We start from the raw sequence: 21,348 nt of genomic DNA, 5'->3' as shown, positions 1-21,348 counted from the left end.
GCTTCGGCCGGCTACCGCGCCGGCGGCACCTGCGTGCGGTACCAGTCGAGGATCTCGGCGCCGGTCCACATCACGACGCCCTCGTGACCGAGGATGTGGTCGTAGAGCATTTCCAAATACTTGATCCGGTGCGGCACGCCCGTGAGATACGGGTGGATGGAGATCGCCATCACACGTGGCGCGGTCTTGCCGTCGATGTAAAGCCGGTCGAACTGGTCGCGACCGCGCTGGAAGATCTCATCGGAACGCTGCTGCTGGACGGCGCTGATGACGACGTCGTTGATCTCGACCGTGTAGGGGACCGAGACGATCTCGCCGTGCGCGGTCTTGAGCGGCAGCGGCTGCTCGTCCATCACCCAGTCGGCGACATACTCGATGCCGGCCTCGGCCAGCAGGTCGAGCGTCTCGTCGGTCTCGGTGAGGCCGGGGCTTTCCCAGCCGCGTGGCGGCTTGCCGGTGAAATCCTTGATGGCGCGGATCGTGTCGGCGATGGCGCTCTTCTGGTCCTCGACCTTGTGCATCGGCTTCTGCACCCAGCCATGGCCCATAAAGTCCCAGCCGGCCTCGTGCGCCGCCTGACAGGCCTCGCGGTAGAGTTCGCAGGCCGTGCCGTTCACGGCGAAGGTCGCTTTGAGCTTGCGCGCGCTGAGCGTTTCGAGGAAGCGCCAGAAGCCAACCCTCATGCCGTATTCGTGCCACGCCCAGTTTGGCACGTCGGGCAGCAGAGGCACGCCCATCGGCGGCGGGAGCACGGTGCGCGGCATCGCCCCGGCCGGTGACCAATTCTCGACGTTCACGATCGTCCAGACGGCGACGCGCGCATTGCCCGGCAGGACGAGCTTCGGCCGCTTGTGGATCGGCAGATAGGGCGTGCGGCCGCGGACGCTGTCTCCGGTTTCGCGCGTCATCGCCGGCGCCTACGCCTTGTTCGGGTTGATCAGGAATTTCTCGCCGGTCGCGCGCTTGGCATAGGCGGTGAGGTTCTGGAGGTCGAGCGCTTCCGGCAGCGAGATGGTCCTGGTGTAATGGCTGGCGAAGGTCGTCTTGAGCGAGTTCACGACCCGCTCGCGCAGGCGCGTCTGGTCGGGACGGCCGATCTTCTGCAGGAACGGCGTCAGCAGCCAGCCGCCGACGCCCCAGGCCATGCCGTAGTTGCGCGTCAGCTCGACCGGGCCGGTGTTGAGGCTGCCATAGACATAGACCTGCTTGTGCACGGAGGAGCCGTAGCGATTGTAGGTCGTGGCGGTCTTGTTGATGGCGATTTCCATCGCGGTGAGGATCTGGCTGGCGAGCTTGCCGCCGCCGATCGCATCGAAGGCGATGGTGGCGCCGGTCTCGACCAGCGCCTGCACGAGATCGTCGGTGAAGCTCGGGGCGCTCGAATCGACGACGTGCCTGGCGCCGATGCCCTTCAGCAGCTTGGCCTGCTCGGCGCTGCGCACGATGTTGACGAGGCCGATCCCGTCCTCGTTGCAGATCTTGACCAGCATCTGGCCGAGGTTGGAAGCCGCCGCCGTGTGGACCAGTGCCTTGTGGCCCTCGCGCTTCATGGTCTCGGTCATGCCGAGCGCCGTCAGCGGATTGACGAACCACGAGGCGCCCTCGGAGGCCGTCGTGCCGGCGGGCAGGGGCTGGCAGTCGCGCGCGTTCAGCACCCGGTACTGGGCGTACATCGAGCCGCCCACCATGGAGACCAGCTTGCCCTTGAGCGCCTGCGCGGCTTCGGAGGAGCCCGCCTTGACCACGGTGCCGGCGCCTTCGTTGCCGACCGGCATCGATTCGCCGAGGCGGGTCGCCAGGAACGGTAGGGAAGAGGCCGGCACGGGCGCCGTCACCTTCACCGCGTACCCGGTGCCTGTCGACGTGGCCTTCGAGAGATCGGCGGGACCGGTCAGCAGGCCGAGATCGGACGGGTTGATCGGAGTCGCCTCGACCTTGACCACGACCTGGTCAGGTCCGGGCTCGGGCACGTCCATCCGCACGAGCGACAGTTCGAGCTGGCCTTCGGTGGAGATCAGGGAGCGAAGCTGCAGTCCCGATAGTTTGATGGCGTCGCTCATTTCGATCTCCTGGTTTTTGAAGGCGCGCACGATGCCAAGCGTCACCGGTGCGAACAAGCGTCAAACGCGTCGTGAACGGGGTCAGCCGGTCCAGGCCCGCCGCGTCGTCGAGAAGGCGAGCACGGCGGAGAAGGCCACGATGCCCAGCGCCACGCAGGTATAGAGGCCCGACAGGCCCCAGCCGAAATGGTCGAGGGCCAGCAGGCTGCCGCCGCCCGCGATGGTGATGCGGGTGAGGTTGGCGGCGACCGGCCAGACCATCTCGCCGGTGCCCTGCGAGGCGAAATAGAGCGCCATGGCCAGGCCGAAGAAGCCGTAGGCCGGGCCCACGATGCTGAGATAGTGGCGGCCCGAGGCCAGCGCGCCGGGATTGCTGGTGAAGAGCCCGAGCCAGAGGTCGGGCCACAGCGCCACGATCAGGCCGATGGTGGCGGCCACGGCGCCGGCCATGAAGGCGCCCGTCCAGGCCATGCGCTGGGCGCGGGCATATTGCTTGGCGCCGATGTTGGTGCCGACCAGCGCCGTCAAGGTCGCGCCGATGCCGAAGCTGATCGGGATCAGCATGTATTCCAGCCGCGAGCCGATGCCGTACCCCGCAATGGCGGCATCGCCTTCGCGTCCGATCAGGCCAGTGACGACCAGCACCGTGCCGTTGGTCAGGATCACCACCAGGCAGGCGACGAGACCGACCTTCAGGATGTCGCGGAAGGAGCGCCAGCGGAATCCGTCGACCGGCCAGCGCAGCCTGAGCGGCGCCTTCGAGCCGGTGAGTTTCGACAGCATCCAGAGGGCGGCGAGGGCGAAGACGATCACCGCGGCGATGGCGGGACCGCGAATGCCGAAGGCGGGCAGGCCTAACCATCCCAATGTCAACGCGCCGGTCAGCGGGATCTGGATGGCCGCCGTCACGACCAGCGCCAGGCCGGGCGTCTTCATGTCGCCGGTGCCGCGCAGGACTGAGGCCATCGAGTTGGCGACCCAGTGGGCGACGCAGCCCGAAAACAGGATGGTCGCGAACGCCTCCGCGCGGTCGAGCGCCTCGCCGCTGCCGCCCAGCGCGCCATAGATCTGGCGGCCGAAGCCCACGAAGACGATGGCGAAGAGCGCCGCCATGCCGAGCGCTATGGCGAGCGCATGGGCGGCCGCCGCCTCGGCCGCCGCCTTGTTGCCGGAGCCCAGGGCGCGGGCTACCGAGGAGGAGATGCCGCCGCCCATGGCGCCGGCCGACATCATGCCGAGCGTCATCTGCGTCGGGAACACCAGCGCCAGCGCCGCGAGGTCGACGACGCCGAGCCGGCCGATGAAATAGCCGTCGGCGATGCTGACGAGGCTCTGCATGGCCACGTTCAGCACGTTGGGGGTGGCGAGGGTGAGGATGGTGGGCACGATCGGCCCGGCCAGCATCATCTGCCGGCGTTGTGCGGGAGTCATTCCCGGCGATGTAGCACGCGCCGCGCCGCGTGCTCGCGAACTTATCTCATGGGGTAGGGAGTTTTGTCAGCGCCTCGCGCGCTGCGAAACCACGGCCTCGGCGAGCTGGTCGATGGTTACGATGTCGGCGGCGACGTGCATCGGGATGGTGACGTCGAACCGGTCCTCGAGTTCCATGATCACGTCCATGATCGTGAGCGAATCGACGGTAAGTCCCTTGGAGATCACCGTCTGCGGGGTGATTGCTTTGCCACCCGCATTGTACGGTGCCAGCAGATTGAAAATCTCCCGCATCACGTCGAATTGCAGCGAGGGCATGGGGGGAGCGACCAGTTCTTGGGCGGCCTGCATGGCTTACTCCATCGAAGGGGATGAGCCATTTCACCCCGATGACGTCCGCATGTGAAATAACGTTTGGTTACCCACTGTTGCGGGACGTTACGGAATGTTTCCGTCGTTCAGCCGGGGTGAACGATGTTGAGTTGCCGCCGCACATCGTCGATCGGTCTCTCGACGATGGGCCAGTAGTCCCACTTGTCGGAAAGATCGGTATTCACGAGGGCACCGCGTTCAATGGCGGCGAACATCCGGTCGGCGGCGCCCGGCTCCCCCAGCACCCCGATGGTCGTGTATCCGTCGGCGGTTGGCCGCGCGTTCACGCCAGCGCTGAAGATCAGCACCGCGAACAGGATCAGGTAGAAGGGCCGCGTCTGCTTGAAGCCCGCGGTGAAGGACGCGACCTGAAGCTCGCCCTGCGGGTCGGTGCCGTAGCCGCCCAGCACATGGCAGAAATCGTGATAGAGCCCGGCCTCGGGAAAGCCGAAGCGCTCGCCCGGCATGCCGAACCTGTTGGACTGGAAGTAGTCCCACATCGAGCGGCCCACCGTGCCGGCCGGCAGCTTCTCCCAGGCGCGGTAGCGGGCGGCCAGTTCGGTGTCCTCGATCAGCCCGCGCATGCCCAGGATGCTCTTGGCCAAAGCGACGACACCGTGTTGGTCGAGCTGGTTCCTCATGATGTCGCCGACCTGGCTGCGCCGCAGCAGGTCGAGCTTGAACAAGGTCATATGCTGCTCGGCCAGCCGGCGCAGGTTCGTGAGTTCCGGCGTGGCGACGCCCAGCGCCTCGGCGAATTCCTCGACCTTAGCGACGGTCTCGCGTGAGGGCACGCCGTCGGCCAGTGCCAGGACCAGCAGGCCGTTGACGAACTGGTGGCGGAGGTCGACCGACGGGAAGCCCGCAGCGAGTTCCGCTGGTGTCACCGGCGGGAGCGCGGCGACGTCGGCATCGATGTGGAGGAGGACCCGGCGCGCCGCTTCCATCAACGCGAGCTGCGACTTGCCCGGTGCGCCGGCGACTGAGGCGACCGTCTTCATGGCACGCAACCCGAGGAGGGCGGCGGCGGGCTCGGGCTGCATCAGGCGCATGAAGGTCTCCATTCTACTCCGCCGCGAGCGGGGTCGGCTTCAGCCAGTCGTCGAAGTCGCGCAGCGCCCGCACGGCCATCGCCTGCTTGCGTTCCTTGCCCGTGAAGCTGCCGGCAATGGGCGGGAACAGGCCGAAATTGATGTTCATCGGCTGGAAGGTCGTGGCATCGGCGCCGCCGGTAATGTGGCCGAGCAGCGCGCCCATCGCGGTGGTCGGTGGCGGCGCCGCCTGCGCGCGGCCAAGCCGTTCGGCCGCCGCAAAACGCCCGGTCATCAGGCCGACGGCGGCGCTCTCGACATAGCCTTCGCAGCCGGTGATCTGGCCGGCGAACCGCAGCCGCGGCATCGCCTTCAGGCGCAGGGTGCCGTCGAGAAGGCGCGGGCTGTTCAGGAACGTGTTGCGGTGCAGGCCACCCAGCCGTGCGAACTCGGCCTTCTCGAGGCCGGGGATGGTGCGGAAGATGCGCGTCTGCTCGCCGTGCTTCAACTTGGTCTGGAAACCCACGATGTTCCACAGCGTGCCCAGCGCATTGTCCTGGCGAAGCTGCACCACGGCCCAGGGACGATGGCCGGTGCGCGGATCGCGCAGGCCCACCGGCTTCATCGGCCCGAAGCGCAGGCTCTGCGGCCCGGTCGAGGCGATGACCTCGATCGGCTGGCAGCCCTGGAAGTAGGGCGTGTTGTGCTCCCACTGCTTGAACTCGGTCTTCTCGCCGGCCAGGAGGGCGGCGACGAAGGCCTCGTATTGCGGCTTGTCCATCGGGCAGTTGAAGTAGTCGGCCCCGTCGCCGCCGGGGCCGCCCTTGTCGTAGCGCGACTGCTTCCAGGCGATCGACTGGTCGATGCTCTCGTAGTGGACGATGGGGGCGATGGCGTCGAAGAAAGCGAGCGAGTCCTCGCCGGTGAGCCCGGCGATGGCCTCGGCCAGCGCGGGCGAGGTGAGGGGACCGGTTGCCACGATGACGCTGTCCCAGTCCTCAGGCGGCAGGCCGGCGACTTCCTCGCGCTCCAGCGTCACCAGCGGATGCGCGAGCAGCGTTTCCTGCACGGCGGCGGAGAAGCCATGGCGATCGACCGCCAGTGCGCCACCGGCCGGCAGCTTGTGCGCATCGGCCGAACGCATGATGAGGGAGCCCGCGCGGCGCATCTCCTCGTGGATCACGCCGACGGCGTTGTTGGCGGCATCGTCGGAACGGAAGGAGTTGGAGCAGACCAGCTCGGCAAGGCTGTCGGTGAGATGCGCCTCGGTGCCGCGCACCGGCCGCATCTCGTGCAGCACCACCGGCACCCCCGCCTGTGCGAGCTGCCAGGCCGCCTCGCTGCCTGCGAGGCCGCCGCCGACGACGTGTACGGGCTTGGTGCTTGACGCCATGCTCTCCGACCTGAAACCTGCGCCTCCTTACAATGGAGGGTCCGCCATGGCCATCAAGTTCCACAATCCGAAGTCCGTCTCCGTCGCCGGCAAATACAGCCTCGGTGTCGAGGTACCTCCGGAGGCGCGCGTGCTCTATGTGTCCGGCCAGGTCGGCGTGGATTCTGCGGGCAAGCTGCAGGACGGCATCGAGGCGCAGAGCGAGCAGGTCTGGAAGAATATCGGCGAGGTGCTGAAGGCCGGCGGCATGGAGTTCCGCGACATCGTCAAGCTCACCGTGTTCCTGACCGACAGCCGGTTCATCCCGGCCTTCCGCGAGGCGCGCGGCAAGTATGTCGGACAGGAGCCCTATCCCGCATCCACCCTGCTGGTGGTGGCCGGTCTCGCCGATCCCTCGATGCTGGTCGAGGTCGAAGTGGTGGCGGCAAAATAGCAGACTGAGGGGAGGGAGCATTGCTTCGCCTCGAAGCCGTCGCGCGGGACGCCTTTCATGCGAGCGTGAATGCGGCATCGGAGGCGATTACGCGCGCGGGTGGCTGGGTCTCGGGCCACTCGCTGCTCTCCGACGCGATGGCCGTCCTCCAGTTCGAGGTTCCCGCCGAACGGCTGCAGGAGCTGGTGGCGGAACTGGGCGTGCGCGGTTTGAAAACGGAACTTCCTGGCAATGTATCGGCTCGCGGCAAGGACCTCAGCGGGCGCCTGACGCTCTATTTCAGTCGGGCCAGCGGCGACCTGCGGCGCGACGTGCCGCCGTTTCAGTGAATCGGGTTGGGGAGCTGAAGGAACGTCGGGAGCGGCCGAATTGGGGTCATGCCCAACTGATGCGACCCGCAGGGACCGCTCCCGCCGTGCTGTTCGCGTCTGCCGCTATGCCGATGCCCGAACGATTGCCTCGACAATCACTGCGGCACGTTGCTTGGGTGGATTCATCAAAACCTCCCTGCTGAACGTGACATTTCGATTCACGCACCGGCGGGCCCGGCTGTCAACGGCGTTTCGCGACGGCGGACTCGCCCGCCGGTGGATGCGGTGCCATTATTGTTTCTTCGAAGTCCAGGCAGGCACGTGTTGGTTCCCAGTATCAAGAAACCCGTGGTCGGGGTGATCGGCAATTCAGGCGTGATCAACGACCGTCACAACGTCCAGCTCGTGGGGCAGCGCAACATGCGGGCGGTCGCGGACGTCGCCGGGGCGCTGCCGCTGATGTTCGCCGGCACGCCCGACATCACCGACATCGAGGCACTGCTGGGCGCGGTCGACGGAATCCTGCTCACCGGCGCCCGCGCCAACGTCCATCCGACCCGCTTCGGGGCCGAACCGCATCCCAGCCACGAGCCGTACGACCAGGAGCGCGATGCGATGGCTTTGTCGTTGATCGAGGCTTGTGTCGAGCGTGGCGTGCCGATCTTCGGCATCTGCCGCGGCTTCCAGGAAATGAACGTCGCGTTCGGCGGCTCACTGCATCCCGAGATCCGCGAGATTCCAGGGCGCATGAACCATCGCATGCCGCGGCTGGAGAATGGCGAAGTCCATCCCGATCCTACCGTGGTGTTTGCCGACCGGCACGAGGTGCAGCTCGTGAAGGATGGCTATTTCGCCCAGCTGCTCGGCTGCGAGTGCATTCGTGTGAACTCGCTGCATGGCCAGGGCATCCTCGATCCCGGCAAGCGCGTCGCCATTGAAGGCGTCGCGGAGGACGGCACGATCGAGGCCATCTGCATCAGCGACGCGCCCGCCTTTGCGGTCGGCGTTCAGTGGCATGCCGAATACGACCCGCAGACCAATCCGATCAACCGCGCCCTGTTCCAGGCGTTCGGTGACGCTCTCCGCGAGCGCATGCGCTCCTCCTGAGGCAGTGCGATGACGGACACACTCAAGGTCGGATTGGCGCAGCTCAATCCCAAGGTCGGCGACGTGGCGGGCAACCTCGCCAAGGTGCGGGCCGCGCGAGCGGAAGCGGCGAAGCAGGGCGCCGATCTGGTGCTCTTCTCCGAAATGGTGCTGGCGGGCTATTTCCCCGAGGACCTCGTCCTCAAACCCGCCTTCCAGCAGACCTGTGAGGATGCGGTCGAGGCGCTGCGCGCCGATACGCGCGACGGCGGCCCGGCCCTGTTCGTCACGACGCCGTGGCGCGAGGACGGCAAGCTCTACAACGCCATCGTCGCGCTCGACAAAGGCGAGATCGTCGGCAAACGCTACAAGGTCGACCTGCCGAACTATGGCGTATTCGACGACAAGCGCGTCTTCTCGCCCGGACCGATGCCCGGGCCGCTCGTCTTCCGCGGCATCCGGATCGGCGTGCCGATCTGCGAGGATGTCTGGACGCCCGATGTCGTCGAGTGCATCGCCGAGACCGGCGGCGAGATCCTGCTGGTGCCCAACGGGTCGCCCTACGAGGCCGGCAAGACCGATGTGCGTGTGCAGCTCGGCGTCAAGCGCGTGATCGAGAGCGGCCTGCCCTTCGTCTATCTCAACCAGGTCGGCGGACAGGACGAGGTCGTCTATGACGGCGCCTCCTTCGCGCTGGGCGCCGACCGCTCGCTCAAGGCCAAGCTCGCTTCCTTTGCCGAGCAGGTCGCGACGATCGAGTTCCGGCGCGGCGCCGGCGGTTGGGAGTGCCAGCCCGGTCCGATCGCGCGCGAGCTGGACCGGCTCGAATCGATCTATCAGGCGATGGTGCTGGGCTTGCGCGACTATGTGAACAAGACCGGCTTCCCCTCGGTGATCATAGGCCTGTCAGGGGGCGTCGATTCGGCGATCACGGCGGCGGTGGCGGCCGATGCGCTGGGCCCCGATCGCGTGCACGCGATCATGATGCCGTCGCCCTATACGAGTCGCGAATCGCTGGAAGACGCCGAGGCCTGCGCGCGGTCGATCGGCGTGCGCTACGACATCGTCGATATCGGACCGGCGATGGAGGCGTTCCGGAGCATGCTGACTCCGCTGTTCGGTAACAGAGCCGAGGACGTGACCGAGGAGAACATCCAGAGCCGCGCCCGCGGTGTCACCCTGATGGCGGTGTCGAACAAGCTGGGCGGCATGGTGGTGACGACAGGCAACAAGTCGGAGATGGCTGTCGGTTACGCCACCCTGTACGGCGACATGTGCGGCGGCTTCAACGTGCTGAAGGACGTCTACAAGACAACTGTCTTCGAGCTCTGCCGCTGGCGCAACGAACACCTGCCGGTCGGGGCGCTGGGGCGAGCGGGCATGGTGATCCCGACGCGCATCATCGACAAGCCGCCCTCGGCCGAATTGCGCCCCGACCAGAAGGACTCCGACTCGCTGCCGCCATATGGCGTGCTCGACGCCATCCTAAAGGGCCTGATCGAGCGCGATCTCGACACGACGGCATTGGCGAAAGAAGGTCACGATCCCGCGACCGTGGATCGCGTCTGGCGCCTCCTTGAAGGCGCCGAGTACAAGCGCCGGCAGGCGCCGCCGGGCGTCAAAATCACCTCTCGCAATATCAGCCGCGAGCGCAGATATCCGATCGTGAACGGGTTCAGAGGATAGGCGCGGGAGTTTCGACGTGAGCGACGATCTCGGACGCCTGGCGACGCGCGAATATGACGTGACGCTGCCCGACGGCACGCAGGGCAGGCTGGCCTTCGCGCTGTGCGACATCACGAAGGACAACGCGCTTGCCCACCATGCGAGACGCCGGCAGGCCGTCGCCTTCGGCCTGCTGAGCTTCGCGGAGCTGCCGGATGCGCCGCGAAACGCGCTCCTGTGGGTGCGGACGAGGGACGGCATGGAGATGACGACGGCGGACGGCGATGACCAGCCTGGTGGCGATCTGCAACGCCTCGTCGCGCGTCACTTCATCGTGTTCTTCGACGAGGTCAAGGATCTCGCGCCCGAACTGGCGACGTTGCCCTTTCACCTGAAGGATGCTTCGTGATGCTGATCGTCCAGATCTCGGACCCGCATGTTAAGCGCGAAGGCGAACTGCTCTACGGCCGCATCGATACACAGGGCTTTCTCGAGCGGGCGGTGGCGCATGTGAACGGGCTCGATCCGCGGCCCGACATCGCCCTGGTGACGGGCGATCTTGTCGACAAGGGAGCGCCCGCGGAATACGCAAACCTGAAGCGCCTGCTATCGAGACTGGAGATCCCCTTCTACCTGATCCCCGGCAACCACGATGCGCGGGACGCGCTTCGAGAAGCGTTTCCGGAACATGCCTATTTGCCCAGGGCCGGTTTCCTGCAATACGTCCTGGACGACCGGCCGCTGCGTCTGATCGCCCTCGATACACTGGTCGAGGGCAAGGGCCACGGCGCGCTGTGCAGCGAGCGGCTGGACTGGCTCGAGGCCCGGCTGGGTGAGAGCGACCGCACGACGCTGCTCTTCATGCATCACCCGCCCTTCGACGTCGGAATGGAGGCGCTCGATGCCGCGCGCCTGCTCGAAGGTGGGGAGCGGCTGGAAGCACTGGTCAGGGCGCACGGCAACATCGAACGCGTACTGTGCGGCCACGTCCACCGGCCGATCCAGGTCCGCTGGGCCGGCACGATGGCATCGATTGCGCCCAGCACGGCCCATCAGGCCACGCTGGATCTGCGCGACGGCGCCAGCCTCTCGATGACCATGGATCCGCCGGGCGTGGCCCTGCATCTCTGGCGGCCGGGCGCCAGCCTCGTCACTCATCTGAGCTATGTCGGCTCCTACGAAGGGCCGCGTCCCTTCCGCTGACGATCGCGGCCGCTGTTGATCGAGTGTTGGAACTCGCACGGCGTTTATCCGTTTCGGAGGCAAGATGGTTGCAACCAACACACAGGGACTGGTCAAGAGGCTTGGTCCCGGCGTGATCACCGGCGCCGCCGACGACGATCCGAGCGGCATCGCGACCTACTCCCAGGCGGGCGCCCACGCGGGCTTCGGACTTCTCTGGACGGTGGTGCTGACCTGGCCGCTGATGGTCGCGGTTCAATCGGTCAGTGCGCGCATCGGCCGCGTCACGGGCCGCGGCCTGGCCGCCAACATGTGCCGGGCCTTTCCGCGGCCGGTCGTGCTGGGCATCGTCCTTCTGCTCTTCGTGGCGAACACCATCAACATCGGCGCCGATCTCGCGGCCATGGGGGCGGCGGTGGCGATGCTCGTGGGCGGCGGGCAGGTGATCTTCACATTCCTGTTCGCGATCGCCTCGGCTCTGGCGATCGTGTTCATTCCATACAGCCGCTACGTCGGCTTCCTGAAGTACCTGACATTTTCCCTGTTCGCCTATGTCGGTGTCGTTTTCACCGCGAACATCGACTGGCGCGCCGTCGGGTTCGGTGCGCTGGTGCCGAAATTCGCCTTGGACAAGGATACGCTGATGCTGGTCGTCGCGGTGCTGGGCACCACGATCAGCCCCTATCTCTTCTTCTGGCAGAGTTCGCAGGAAGTCGAGGAGGAGGAGGGCGATGCCGAGGCGGGGCCTCTCACCGAAAATCCCGAGCAGGCGCCGCGCGAGCTGACACGAATCGGCTGGGAGACGGGCATCGGGATGGCGGTGTCGAACCTGGTCGCCTTCTTCATCATCCTGACGACGGCGGCCACCCTCAACGCCAACGGCAAGACGGAAATCGAGACCACGCAGCAGGCTGCCGAAGCGCTGAGGCCGATCGCGGGCGACGCCGCCTTCCTGCTGTTCAGTCTCGGAATCATCGGCACGGGCCTGCTTGCCGTTCCGGTGCTCGCGAGTTCGGCAGCTTACGCGCTGGGCGAGGTCCGGGGCTGGCGGATCGGACTCGAGCACGAGTTCGGTGAGGAGCGGCCCTTCTACATCACCATCGCGGCGGCAATTCTGGCGGGGCTCGGCGTCGTGCTGCTGCCGATCGATCCGATAAAGGCGCTGCTCTGGAGCGCCGTACTGAACGGCGTGATCGTGGTGCCGATCATCGCCGCCATGATGATCGTGGCGTCCCGCCGTGAGATCATGGGCGAGTTCACGGCGACCCTCTGGCAGCGCGTGCTGGGCTGGCTGACGCTGGCATTGATGGCAACCGCTGCCGTCGGAATGTTCGTGTTGATGTAGAAATCACCGCGCCGTAAAGGGGATTCATGAAGCTCTATTCCGGTCCCCTCAGCATGTTCGGCGCCAAGGCCGACATCGCCCTTCGCGAGAAGGGCTTCGCGTTCGAACTCGAAATGGTGCCCTTCGAGATGAAGACGCTCTACGAGCCCAAGCATCCCGAGGTCGTGCGGATCAATCCCAAGCGCCAGGTGCCGGTGCTGATCGACGGCGACCTGGAACTGTTCGATTCGACGCAGATCTTCGAGTACCTGGAATCACTGAAGCACGATCCCGCGCTGTGGCCGTCGGAACCGAGGGCGCGTGCCCGGGCGCGGCTGCTGGAGCACAAGTCCGATGAGGTCTATTTCCCGCACATCATCCGGCTGATGAGCGACGCCAGGGCGCCGGGCGCCCACGATGCGGCGGCGCGCTTCTACGAAGAGATGGATCGCACGATCGGCGGGCAGGAGTGGATCGCCGGCGCCTACAGCTATGCCGACATCGCCTTCTACATGGCGCAGCTCTTCGGCGAGCGGATGGGCGCGCCGGTTGCAGCGGACCTGACCCGCCTTCATGCATGGCGTGACCGCATGAGTGCGCGTCCGGCGGTGCGTCAGGTTGCGGGCGCGATGGGACGGTACCTCCTGTCGATCGGGCGCACCCTGCCACCCTTCACGAGCAAGCTCGGGCTCTGATCATGACGACAACCAGGATCCTGTTCCTGCCCGGCGCCGGCGGATCGCCACACTTCTGGAAGGCGGTCGCTGCGGCCCTGCCGGCGGACTGGCCCAAGGAGCATTTCGGCTGGCCCGGCCTCGGCGACCAGCCGCACGATCCGGCGATCCGTAGCCTCGACGACCTGAAGCGGCTGGTCACGGCCAATATGGACGGTCCGGTCGACCTCGTTGCGCAGTCGATGGGCGGCGTGCTGGCGGCGCAGATCGCGCTGGAGCATCCCGAGCTGGTGCGCCGGCTGGTCCTCTGCGTGACTTCGGGGGGCGTCGACATGGCCGGATTGGGTGCGTCGGACTGGCGTGCGGATTATCGCAGGTCGTTCCCGAAGGCCGTGGAGTGGATCACCGATATCCGCAGTTCGGCACCGCTGCCGGTCGAGATGATCGCGGCGCCCACCCTGCTGATCTGGGGCGACAGGGATGCAATCAGTCCCATCGCAGTCGGCCGTCATCTCGCATCACGCCTGCCGAACGCGCATCTGGAGATCGTGCCCGGCGGCGATCACGACGTAGCCAGCACGCATGCCGACCACGTCGCGCGCCTGATCGCCAGGCATCTGTCCTAAGGCTTGACAGTCTTTTTCAGCACCGACTCGTAGACCTGCAGGATCGCCGAGCTGTCGTTGTTGCCGAGGCCCATGCGGCGAGCCATGCGCTGCAGGTTGTGCGTCGCCGAACCCTGCGGCAGCGGCACGTCCAGTTCGTCCGCCAGTTCCATCGCCAGGTGCAGGTCCTTGTGCGCAAGGTTGAGGGCGAAGGACGGTGGCGAGAACTTGCCGGAGAGGGCGCGCTCCGAGAACGACTTGAATACCGACGAATTGCCGCTCGAGCTCGAGATCACCTGGACGAGCTTCTGTGGATCGAGTCCCGCCGTGACGCCCAGCATCAGCCCTTCGGCGGCGGCCGCAGCGTTGCAGAAGGCCATCATGTTGTTCACGAGCTTGGCGACGGTGCCGGTGCCGAGCTCGCCCATGTGGATCACGTTGGCGCTGAACGACTGCAGTACCGGCAGGGCGTCGTCGAACACCTTCTTGTCGCCGCCCACCATGATGGCGATGGTCGCGGCCTCGGCGCCTACAGTACCGCCGCTCACCGGCGCGTCGAGCATGGCGATGCCCTTGGCGGCCATGGCCGCGCCGATCTTCTTCACCATCGAGGGCGCATTGGTGCTGAGGTCGATGTAGGTCTGGCCCTTGGCGGCATTCGCCAGAATGCCGTCCTCGCCCAGCGTGACGGCCTCGACGTCGCGCGGCATGGGGAGCGACGTCATGACAATGTCGGCGCCCCTGGTCACGTCGGCGATGGACTTGCCGGCCGTTGCGCCCAGGTCGGTGCAGGTTTTCACCGCATCGGGGTTCAGGTCGAAGACTGTGACCGAGTGATTGCTGCGCTTGATGAGGTTGCGGCACATGGGGCCGCCCATGTTTCCGACACCGATATAACCGACCTTCATGGCTTCTTCCTCCCGGGAAAATGGTGACGCGAGTATAAGACAGAAACATCAGCCTCTTGCCACGGGGACAGGGGCACGGGCAGGAATGACGCGTCATGGCGCGAAACTGCTCCCTGCCGGTCGCGTTTGGCCGTGGTGATACCAGCTGGATGACATTTTGAAGGAGGGCGTGTGGGCGAGCCTTTGAACCGCGACGCCGAGCGCGCCCGGTCCCTGCGGCGGGTCAAGCTCGTGGCGATGCTGCTGCTGGTGGCAACCGCGGGGCTGTTCGTCGTGGCGCGGCACTACGAGCCGGTTCACTGGGCCTGGGGCTATGTCGCGGCCTTCGCGGCGGCGGCGACAGTGGGCGGGCTGGCCGACTGGTATGCCGTCGTGGCACTGTTCCGCCGGCCGCTCGGCCTGCCGATCCCGCACACCGCGATCGTGCCGCGCAACCATCATCGCATCGCCGAGAACCTGGGTGAGTTCATCGAAACCAACTTCCTGGCACCCGAGCCGGTCGAGGCGCGCCTGCGCGAAGTCGACTTCGCGGCGCTCGTGGCGGACTGGTTGAGCCATCGCGAGCGTAGCGCGGCGTTGGCAGGATTCATGTTGCGGATGGTGCCGCAGGCCCTCTCCGCGGTCGACCAGTCCGGGCTCAAGGGATTCCTCGGGCAGCGCGGCAAGGCAGAGCTGGAGCGGATCGAACTGGCGCCGTTGGCGGCCGGCCTGTTGAGCGCCGTCACCGAGAAGGGGCGCCATCAGCGCTTGCTCGACGAACTGCTGGTGGCGCTGGAAAAGGTGCTGGCCAACGAGGAGACGTTGGCGGCGATGCGCGAGAAGATCCGGCAGGAGCTGCCGGCGCTTTTCAATCTCTATCGCGCCGACGCCTATCTGTTGCGCAAGATCGTGGCCTCGACCACGGCCTTCATCAAGGATGCGCGCGCCGACAGGGGCCATCCCCTGAGACAGGAATTCGACAGTTTCGTTACAGGGTTCATAGAGCGGTTGCGTACGTCCAAGTCCTTCGCGCGACGGGCCGAAAGCCTGAAGCGCGACCTGTTGGCGCGGCCGGAGATCGCGACCATGGCGGAAGGCGCGTGGGACAGCATCCGGTCTTTCCTCGACCAGGATTCCCGTGCCGGGGACAGCCAGGTCCGCCGGCAGCTCGAAGCCATGCTGGTCGATGTCGGCGGCCAGCTTGCACGCGACCCGGCGATCCGCGCCCAGATCAACCGCGGCATGGTGCGGGTCCTTGCAGATTTCGTGCAGAGCCAGAAGAGCGGCGTCGGGCGGTTCATCGCCGATCAGGTGAAGTCGTGGGATATCGACGTGCTGATCGGCCGCATCGAGCTGACGGTCGGGCGCGACCTGCAATATATCCGTTTCAATGGTGCCATGATCGGCGGGCTCGCCGGTTTGGCCTTGCATGCGCTGGAGCAGGGGTTGAAGCTGCACCTGTAACGCACAGGAGGTTCATATGGCCGATGCGACACAACCCTTTAACGACATGTTCAAGAAGCTTGGCGAGCAGTTGAAGGTGCCAGCCTTCGACATGTCGAAGATGATGGAGCACCATCAGAAAAATCTCGACGCGATGGCGCGCTCCTGGCAGGCGATGGCCGGCGGCGCCAGCGAGATCGCCACGAAGCAGCGCGAGATCTTCGAGGCCGCCGTGAAGGACGTCACGGAGATGGTGCAGTCCTACAAGCCCGGCGGCAACCCGCAGGAAATGATGACCAAGCAAGCCGAATTCGCCAAGAAGGCGATGGAAGCCGCGATCGCCAACACCAAGGACATCGCCGAACTGGTGCAGAAGTCGAGCACCGAGGCGTTCAAGATCGTGCAGGACCGGATGAAGGAGTCCTACGAGGAGATTCGCGCCGGCGTCGAGAAGAAGTCGTAGAGCGGGCGACCAAAACACATCCGTCGTCTCGACCGCGGCTTCGCCCCTCGAGTACCTCGGGGTAAACTCCACTCTGCACCTTCGGTGCTCCGGTCGAGGCGACCGGGACTAACCCCGACGCCAATCCGGGAAGACGAGGCCCTTCCAGCCGGAGCGATCGAACGTCTTCCACTGGCCTTCGGGCTGGGCGAGGCGGTCGGCGACGGCATAGACGGCCGCCGGATGGTGGCCGAGGCCGCAGTGGCTGCCATAGACCTCGATGTTCTCGACCTGCTCGCCCTCCTCGTTGATGCAGGTCTGCCAGGCACAGATCCCGTCGGTGCGGCTGAACACCGAGGTAGTCGGGACCGGCGGCGGCTCGGCGAGGGGGCCGGCGATATGGTCGTCGCGATCCTCGACGCTCTGGCCCGAGGCCAGTTCATAGACGCGCCAGGCGTTGGTCGCCTTGGGGTTGCCGGCGAAGGGGCTGCCGAGGCTGATCACCGAGCGCACCTTGTCGGGCACCCGCTTGGCGAGCTGGCGGGCATAGATGCCGCCCAGGCTCCAGCCGACCAGGCTGATCCTGCGATGGCCGTAGCGTTCGTAAAGCTCTTCGAGCCGCTCCAGCATGCCCTCCTCGATCCCTGCGCGGAGGCCGAGGTTGGGCCCCTGTTTCCAGCCGTGCGCGGCATAGCCCTGCGCGTTGAGGAAGGAGCGCAGCGGCCGGGTGGAGAGATCACTGGCCAGCAGGCCGGGCAGCACGAGGACGGGATGGCCGTCACCGCGGGGCGCGGCGGAGAGCCACGGCCGCAGCAGCATGAAAGCTCCGAACTCCTGCAGGGCACGCGCTTCGAGGAACAGCAGCGTCCGCGAGGGAGGACTCAGGGCATCGGCGACAGCCGTCATTGGGGCTCCTTGTTCGTTGAGGCAAGAGTCTCACATATCGGAAAGGGGCGGTAGGCGCCGGCTTCGCCGCCATGCGCGGTTTCCTGGCCGCCAAGTCGCCTCTCGAGGCGTTCGAGCGTTCGTCCGCAAATCGGCCGACGATGTCGTCCATCCTGTCCGGGAGCGCGTCGAGAAGTTCACCAAGACTGCGGCCTAAGACGCCAGACCTTCTTCGATCGAAGGTCCATCCACGAGGACGGGCCTTTTTTCGTGAGCCGACGCTATAGTGGGGCAACGAGTTCTCGGGAGGAACGACGTGGACCGCTTCTGGCTCAAGAGCTATCCGCCGGGCGTGCCGGCGGACATCGATCCGTCGGCCTATGCCAGCGTGGTCTCCTTGTTCGAGGAAAGCTTCTCGAAGCATCGCGACAAGCAAGCCTATGTCTGCATGGGCAAGGCGCTCACCTTCGGCGAGATCGACTCCCTGTCGACTGCTCTGGGAGCGTGGCTGCAGGGCCGGGGCCTGAAGCGCGGCGCGCGCGTCGCTATCATGATGCCGAACGTGCTGCAGTATCCGGTGGCCGTCGCCGCCGTGCTGCGGGCGGGCTTCATCGCCGTCAACGTCAACCCGCTCTACACGGCCCGCGAGCTCGAGCATCAGCTGAAGGACTCCGGCGCCGAAGCCATCATCATCCTTGAGAATTTCGCGACGACGTTGCAGCACGTCATCGCGGAGATCGGCATCAAGCATGTCGTGGTCGCCTCGATGGGCGATCTGCTGGGATTTCCCAAGGGCCTGATCGTCAACTTCGTCGTCCGCACGGTGCGCAAGATGGTGCCGGCCTGGTCGCTGCCGGGCCATGTGAAATTCAACGACGCCGTGAGTACGGGCAGGCGTCTGACGCTCACCAAGCCTCAACTTGGACCCGGCGATGTCGCGGTGCTGCAGTACACGGGCGGTACGACCGGCATCTCGAAGGGCGCGACCCTGCTCCATCGCACGCTGGTCGCCAACTTGCTGGCTTCGGAAGCCTGGATGCAGCCTGGCCTGCATCGCAAGAAGATCAGCGGGCAGATCACCATCGTCTGCGCCTTGCCGCTTTATCACGTGTTCGCGTTTGTGACCTGCGGCCTGCTCGGCATGCGCACTGGTGCGCTCAACATCCTCATTCCCAATCCGCGCGATCTGGCTGGCACGATCAAGGATCTAGCCAAATACAAGATCAACATCTTCCCGGCCGTGAACACTCTGTTCAACGGGCTCGCCAACAACGCGGAGTTCGCAAAGCTCGACTTCTCCGAGCTGGTCATTTCGAACGGCGGCGGCACGGCGGTGCAGGAGGCCGTTGCGAAGAAGTGGCTCGCCGTTACCGGCTGTCCGATCTGCGAGGGCTACGGTCTCAGCGAGACGTCGGCCGGCGTCACCTGCAATCCCACGGACTCGGAGGCCTATACCGGCACGATCGGACTGCCATTGCCCAACGTTGAGATCCGCATCCTCGACGATGCCGGCAATGACGTGGTGCTGGGAGAGCGCGGCGAGATCGCGATCCGCGGGCCGCAGGTCATGCGGGACTACTGGCAGAAGCCGGAAGAGACTGCGAAGGTCATGACGCCGGACGGGTTCTTCAAGTCGGGCGACATCGGCATCATGGACGAACGCGGCTACACGAAGATCGTGGATCGCAAGAAGGACATGATCCTGGTCTCGGGCTTCAACGTCTATCCCAACGAGGTCGAGGAGGTCGTCTCGGCCCATCCTGGCGTGCTCGAATGCGCGGTGGTCGGTGTCCCCGATGCGAACTCCGGCGAAGCGGTGATGCTGTTCGTGGTGAAAAGGGATCCCAATCTCACCAAGGAGGCTCTTGCGGCTTACTGTCATGACGAGCTGACCGGCTACAAGCGGCCGAAGTACATCGAGTTCCGGGCCGAGTTGCCCAAGACCAATGTCGGCAAGATCCTGCGGCGTGAGCTCAGGGACGGGGCGGTCAAGAAGGCTGCGTGAGCCGGGCAGGAACCTGCAACCCCCGGCCATGTTCCACGTTCTCTGTCCAGGAATTTTCCCGGAGGAGGAACCCTCGATGAACGCCCCCAAGCTTGCGGCCGCGGCGACACTCGGCCTGCTGGCCGCCGCCTGCAGTAGCACGACCTACGAAACCCGCACGGCCAGCACGCCATATGCGGTCAGCAGTTCCGATCGGGCCTGTATGGACTATGGGTTCCGTCCGGGCACCGACAGCTACAATCGCTGCGTTTCTCGCGAGGCCGCCGCGCGCGCCCAGGGCCGCGTGCCTGTGAGCTATACCGTCGCGAACCTCGACACCGATGCCCGCAACGCCTGCTATTCCTACGGCCTGACACCCGGCACCACGGCGTACGACCGCTGCGTGGGACGTGAAATCGATGCCCGCCGCTACCGCGACCAAGCCTACGTGACCACAGTTCCCACGCCGTCCGCCCCGTACTCGACAACCACCTACTACACGACGGCTCCGGCCGCCCCGACCTATTACGGGCCGGCTACGACGGTTTCGACCACCACCTACAGCAGCCCCCCGCCGGTCGCCTACCAGCCGACCCCGCCGGCCGGTGTTGAGGCCTTCCGTGACGAGTATGGTTTCCGCTATGATGGGCAGGGAAACAGGCTCGACCGCTACGGCAACATTATCAGCCCGCAGTCGACCGTACGATGAGGGGGTTTGATGGCTGCGAGACGTATTATGGCCGCGACGCTCGGCGTATCGATGCTCGCCGCCTGCGATCCGCTGCCCCAGCCCCTCTACAGTGAGACGACGCCGCCCCCGGCCTACCGGGCCCAGCCCGGCGGCGTTCGTGTCGACAACGAAGGCTTCCAACTCGATCCGGAAGGCTACCGGATCGACAAGAGCGGCGCCAGGATCGGCATGATTGACGTCCCGGCAAAGACCGCGGGCGACAACTCGAACGCCGTCGCCGGCTACTACATTAGCAATATCGGGGCGGATGCGCCGGGTCGCGTCGCCTCGCCCAGCGAAGGGGCGGGTTCAGGCGTGGGAATGGGCCCGGGCGCCATGAACGTGCCGACGCCAGCCCAGATGCCGCAGCAGGCGCCGATTGCGCCGGCGCCCGGCAACGTGCCGCCGCCGGCCGGCTACCGGTAAGAGGGTCCGCTACTCGATCTTTACGCCGGCTTCGCGAATGACCGGCGCCCATTTCGCGATCTCGTCCTTGATGAACTTCGCCGTGACTTCGGGCGAGGTGTCGGTCGTCGGGACGGCGGCGATGTCCTCCAGAAACTTGATGGTGGCAGGGTCCTTCATCATCCGGCGGGAGGCCTGGTCCAGCACGTCGACCACCAGCGTCGGCACGTTGGCGGGACCCAGGATCAGGTTGAACGTGTAGGCTTCGTAGCCCTTCACGCCGGCCTCGATCATGGTCGGGATTTCAGGCGCGATCGGCGCCCGCCTCGAATAGGCGTAGGCAAGGATGCGGACCTTGCCGGCCTTGTGGAGCTGGAGCGTCGTGCTGAAGGTCTCGAACATCCAGGCGGTCTGGCCGCCCATCATGTCCTGCAGCGCCGGCATCGAGCCCTTGTAGGGGATGTGCTCGACATCCATGCCGCCGACCTCGCGCTTGAAGTATTCGCCGGCGAGATTGATGATCGAGCCGGCGCCCGAGGAACCGTAGGAATATTTGCCGGGGTTCTTCTTCATCAGCTCGACCAGGCCCATCACGGTGTCGGGCATATCGGGCCGGGCCACCAGCACCAGCGGGTTCACGCAGATGGAGGAGATCGGCGTGAAATCCTTCACCGCATCGTAGGCCGGCTTCACGAAGGCCGTCGGGTTGATGGCGTGAGTGGAGGAGGGCGCGCAGAGCAGTGTGTAGCCGTCGGGCCTGGCATTCTTGACGTCGACCGCGCCGATCGAGCCGGCTGCCCCCGCCTTGTTGTCGACGATGACCTGCTGGCCAAGGATCGCGGTGAGCTTGTCGGCGGCCATGCGGCCGATGATGTCCGTGGGCCCACCCGGCGCGAACGGAATGACGAAGCGGATCGTGCGCTCGGGAAACTTGCCCTGCGCGCGGGCGATCGACGGCGCGGCAAGCGCCGCGGCACACGCCACGATCAGTTGGCGACGTTTCAT

General features: G+C 66.0%; 23 protein-coding genes. 14 read left to right on the top strand and 9 right to left on the bottom strand.

Features of this window, described 5'->3' with window-relative positions; all coding sequences use genetic code 11:
• Positions 1-11: 11 nt before the first annotated feature.
• The 6 genes from EPO41_RS16875 to trmFO all read right to left on the bottom strand — a co-directional run bounded on the left by EPO41_RS16875 (position 12) and on the right by trmFO (position 6,287).
• Complete coding sequence (locus EPO41_RS16875) at positions 12-908, bottom strand: polysaccharide deacetylase family protein (RefSeq protein WP_296327155.1); 897 nt, start codon at positions 906-908, stop codon at positions 12-14.
• 9 nt (positions 909-917) lie between these two features.
• Positions 918-2,060 (bottom strand): zinc-binding dehydrogenase, encoded by a 1,143-nt coding sequence (locus tag EPO41_RS16870; protein ID WP_296327153.1) that lies wholly within the window; start codon positions 2,058-2,060, stop codon positions 918-920.
• A gap of 81 nt (positions 2,061-2,141) precedes the next feature.
• Entirely contained in the window at positions 2,142-3,491 is a 1,350-nt protein-coding gene (locus tag EPO41_RS16865) for an MATE family efflux transporter (RefSeq protein ID WP_296327151.1), read from the bottom strand.
• A gap of 66 nt (positions 3,492-3,557) precedes the next feature.
• Complete coding sequence (locus EPO41_RS16860) at positions 3,558-3,842, bottom strand: acyl carrier protein (protein WP_296327148.1); 285 nt, start codon at positions 3,840-3,842, stop codon at positions 3,558-3,560.
• A 107-nt stretch (positions 3,843-3,949) separates the two neighbouring features.
• Positions 3,950-4,915 carry a hypothetical protein gene (locus EPO41_RS16855; RefSeq protein WP_296327147.1) on the bottom strand — a complete coding sequence of 322 codons (966 nt, stop codon included), beginning with the start codon at positions 4,913-4,915 and terminating at the stop codon, positions 3,950-3,952.
• Between the two features lie 13 nt (positions 4,916-4,928).
• Positions 4,929-6,287 (bottom strand): methylenetetrahydrofolate--tRNA-(uracil(54)-C(5))-methyltransferase (FADH(2)-oxidizing) TrmFO, encoded by a 1,359-nt coding sequence (trmFO, locus tag EPO41_RS16850; protein WP_296327145.1) that lies wholly within the window; start codon positions 6,285-6,287, stop codon positions 4,929-4,931.
• 46 nt (positions 6,288-6,333) lie between these two features.
• On the opposite strand from trmFO, the gene EPO41_RS16845 reads away from it, so the two are divergent.
• The 9 genes from EPO41_RS16845 (at position 6,334) to EPO41_RS16805 (ending at position 13,588) form a co-directional block, all read left to right on the top strand.
• Entirely contained in the window at positions 6,334-6,720 is a 387-nt protein-coding gene (locus tag EPO41_RS16845) for a RidA family protein (RefSeq protein WP_296327143.1), read from the top strand.
• Between the two features lie 20 nt (positions 6,721-6,740).
• Positions 6,741-7,049, top strand: coding sequence for a hypothetical protein (locus tag EPO41_RS16840; RefSeq protein ID WP_296327142.1), 309 nt, complete (start codon positions 6,741-6,743; stop codon positions 7,047-7,049).
• Between the two features lie 318 nt (positions 7,050-7,367).
• The gene (locus EPO41_RS16835; RefSeq protein ID WP_296327171.1) at positions 7,368-8,138 is read left to right on the top strand and encodes a gamma-glutamyl-gamma-aminobutyrate hydrolase family protein; all 771 of its coding nucleotides are present in this window, start codon (positions 7,368-7,370) and stop codon (positions 8,136-8,138) included.
• Positions 8,139-8,147: 9 nt separating this feature from the next.
• Complete coding sequence (locus EPO41_RS16830; RefSeq protein WP_296327141.1) at positions 8,148-9,803, top strand: NAD+ synthase; 1,656 nt, start codon at positions 8,148-8,150, stop codon at positions 9,801-9,803.
• Positions 9,804-9,819: 16 nt separating this feature from the next.
• Positions 9,820-10,191 carry a hypothetical protein gene (locus EPO41_RS16825; protein ID WP_296327139.1) on the top strand — a complete coding sequence of 124 codons (372 nt, stop codon included), beginning with the start codon at positions 9,820-9,822 and terminating at the stop codon, positions 10,189-10,191.
• Positions 10,191-10,985, top strand: coding sequence for a phosphodiesterase (locus EPO41_RS16820; RefSeq protein ID WP_296327170.1), 795 nt, complete (start codon positions 10,191-10,193; stop codon positions 10,983-10,985). Before EPO41_RS16825 ends, EPO41_RS16820 begins: the two co-directional genes overlap by 1 nt.
• Positions 10,986-11,049: 64 nt before the next feature.
• Complete coding sequence (locus EPO41_RS16815) at positions 11,050-12,309, top strand: Nramp family divalent metal transporter (protein ID WP_296327138.1); 1,260 nt, start codon at positions 11,050-11,052, stop codon at positions 12,307-12,309.
• A gap of 26 nt (positions 12,310-12,335) precedes the next feature.
• On the top strand, positions 12,336-12,983 hold the full coding sequence (locus EPO41_RS16810; protein ID WP_296327137.1) for a glutathione S-transferase family protein: 648 nt from the start codon (positions 12,336-12,338) through the stop codon (positions 12,981-12,983).
• Between the two features lie 2 nt (positions 12,984-12,985).
• On the top strand, positions 12,986-13,588 hold the full coding sequence (locus EPO41_RS16805) for an alpha/beta hydrolase (protein WP_296327135.1): 603 nt from the start codon (positions 12,986-12,988) through the stop codon (positions 13,586-13,588).
• On the opposite strand, the gene EPO41_RS16800 is transcribed toward EPO41_RS16805, so the two are convergent.
• The gene (locus tag EPO41_RS16800; protein ID WP_296327133.1) at positions 13,585-14,475 is read right to left on the bottom strand and encodes an NAD(P)-dependent oxidoreductase; all 891 of its coding nucleotides are present in this window, start codon (positions 14,473-14,475) and stop codon (positions 13,585-13,587) included. The genes EPO41_RS16805 and EPO41_RS16800 overlap by 4 nt on opposite strands.
• 171 nt (positions 14,476-14,646) lie before the next feature.
• Here EPO41_RS16800 and EPO41_RS16795 point away from each other — a divergent pair, with 171 nt between their 5' ends.
• Positions 14,647-15,918: a DUF445 family protein gene (locus EPO41_RS16795; protein ID WP_296327132.1), complete on the top strand. Its 1,272-nt coding sequence runs from the start codon at positions 14,647-14,649 to the stop codon at positions 15,916-15,918.
• Positions 15,919-15,934: 16 nt separating this feature from the next.
• The gene (gene phaP, locus EPO41_RS16790; protein WP_296327131.1) at positions 15,935-16,360 is read left to right on the top strand and encodes a TIGR01841 family phasin; all 426 of its coding nucleotides are present in this window, start codon (positions 15,935-15,937) and stop codon (positions 16,358-16,360) included.
• Positions 16,361-16,468: 108 nt separating this feature from the next.
• Here phaP and EPO41_RS16785 read toward each other — a convergent pair whose 3' ends face one another.
• Positions 16,469-17,245 carry an alpha/beta fold hydrolase gene (locus tag EPO41_RS16785; protein WP_296327129.1) on the bottom strand — a complete coding sequence of 259 codons (777 nt, stop codon included), beginning with the start codon at positions 17,243-17,245 and terminating at the stop codon, positions 16,469-16,471.
• A 295-nt stretch (positions 17,246-17,540) separates the two neighbouring features.
• Between EPO41_RS16785 and EPO41_RS16780 the strand changes: the two genes are divergently transcribed.
• The 3 genes from EPO41_RS16780 to EPO41_RS16770 all read left to right on the top strand — a co-directional run bounded on the left by EPO41_RS16780 (position 17,541) and on the right by EPO41_RS16770 (position 20,364).
• A complete protein-coding gene (locus EPO41_RS16780; RefSeq protein ID WP_296327128.1) occupies positions 17,541-19,229 on the top strand; it encodes a long-chain-fatty-acid--CoA ligase in 1,689 nt (562 codons plus the stop codon).
• Between the two features lie 76 nt (positions 19,230-19,305).
• A complete protein-coding gene (locus EPO41_RS16775; RefSeq protein ID WP_296327127.1) occupies positions 19,306-19,917 on the top strand; it encodes a hypothetical protein in 612 nt (203 codons plus the stop codon).
• Between the two features lie 9 nt (positions 19,918-19,926).
• The gene (locus EPO41_RS16770) at positions 19,927-20,364 is read left to right on the top strand and encodes a hypothetical protein (protein ID WP_296327126.1); all 438 of its coding nucleotides are present in this window, start codon (positions 19,927-19,929) and stop codon (positions 20,362-20,364) included.
• Between the two features lie 9 nt (positions 20,365-20,373).
• On the opposite strand, the gene EPO41_RS16765 is transcribed toward EPO41_RS16770, so the two are convergent.
• Positions 20,374-21,348: a tripartite tricarboxylate transporter substrate binding protein gene (locus EPO41_RS16765; protein WP_296327125.1), complete on the bottom strand. Its 975-nt coding sequence runs from the start codon at positions 21,346-21,348 to the stop codon at positions 20,374-20,376.

Source organism: Reyranella sp. (genome assembly GCF_004297265.1).
Lineage (GTDB): Bacteria > Pseudomonadota > Alphaproteobacteria > Reyranellales > Reyranellaceae > Reyranella.
This window is presented reverse-complemented; position numbering and strand designations above follow the sequence as displayed.

Bases quoted from the DNA above. Each gene is read 5' to 3' on its own strand.
- EPO41_RS16785 (WP_296327129.1), bottom strand. From the start codon at position 17,245: ATGACGGCTGTCGCCGATGCCCTGAGTCCTCCCTCGCGGACGCTGCTG.
- EPO41_RS16805 (WP_296327135.1), top strand. From the start codon at position 12,986: ATGACGACAACCAGGATCCTGTTCCTGCCCGGCGCCGGCGGATCGCCA.
- EPO41_RS16875 (WP_296327155.1), bottom strand. From the start codon at position 908: ATGACGCGCGAAACCGGAGACAGCGTCCGCGGCCGCACGCCCTATCTG.
- EPO41_RS16765 (WP_296327125.1), bottom strand. From the start codon at position 21,348: ATGAAACGTCGCCAACTGATCGTGGCGTGTGCCGCGGCGCTTGCCGCG.
- EPO41_RS16870 (WP_296327153.1), bottom strand. From the start codon at position 2,060: ATGAGCGACGCCATCAAACTATCGGGACTGCAGCTTCGCTCCCTGATC.
- EPO41_RS16845 (WP_296327143.1), top strand. From the start codon at position 6,334: ATGGCCATCAAGTTCCACAATCCGAAGTCCGTCTCCGTCGCCGGCAAA.
- EPO41_RS16770 (WP_296327126.1), top strand. From the start codon at position 19,927: ATGGCTGCGAGACGTATTATGGCCGCGACGCTCGGCGTATCGATGCTC.
- EPO41_RS16775 (WP_296327127.1), top strand. From the start codon at position 19,306: ATGAACGCCCCCAAGCTTGCGGCCGCGGCGACACTCGGCCTGCTGGCC.
- EPO41_RS16855 (WP_296327147.1), bottom strand. From the start codon at position 4,915: ATGCGCCTGATGCAGCCCGAGCCCGCCGCCGCCCTCCTCGGGTTGCGT.
- EPO41_RS16865 (WP_296327151.1), bottom strand. From the start codon at position 3,491: ATGACTCCCGCACAACGCCGGCAGATGATGCTGGCCGGGCCGATCGTG.
- EPO41_RS16860 (WP_296327148.1), bottom strand. From the start codon at position 3,842: ATGCAGGCCGCCCAAGAACTGGTCGCTCCCCCCATGCCCTCGCTGCAA.
- EPO41_RS16810 (WP_296327137.1), top strand. From the start codon at position 12,336: ATGAAGCTCTATTCCGGTCCCCTCAGCATGTTCGGCGCCAAGGCCGAC.
- EPO41_RS16820 (WP_296327170.1), top strand. From the start codon at position 10,191: ATGCTGATCGTCCAGATCTCGGACCCGCATGTTAAGCGCGAAGGCGAA.
- phaP (WP_296327131.1), top strand. From the start codon at position 15,935: ATGGCCGATGCGACACAACCCTTTAACGACATGTTCAAGAAGCTTGGC.
- EPO41_RS16815 (WP_296327138.1), top strand. From the start codon at position 11,050: ATGGTTGCAACCAACACACAGGGACTGGTCAAGAGGCTTGGTCCCGGC.
- trmFO (WP_296327145.1), bottom strand. From the start codon at position 6,287: ATGGCGTCAAGCACCAAGCCCGTACACGTCGTCGGCGGCGGCCTCGCA.
- EPO41_RS16830 (WP_296327141.1), top strand. From the start codon at position 8,148: ATGACGGACACACTCAAGGTCGGATTGGCGCAGCTCAATCCCAAGGTC.
- EPO41_RS16800 (WP_296327133.1), bottom strand. From the start codon at position 14,475: ATGAAGGTCGGTTATATCGGTGTCGGAAACATGGGCGGCCCCATGTGC.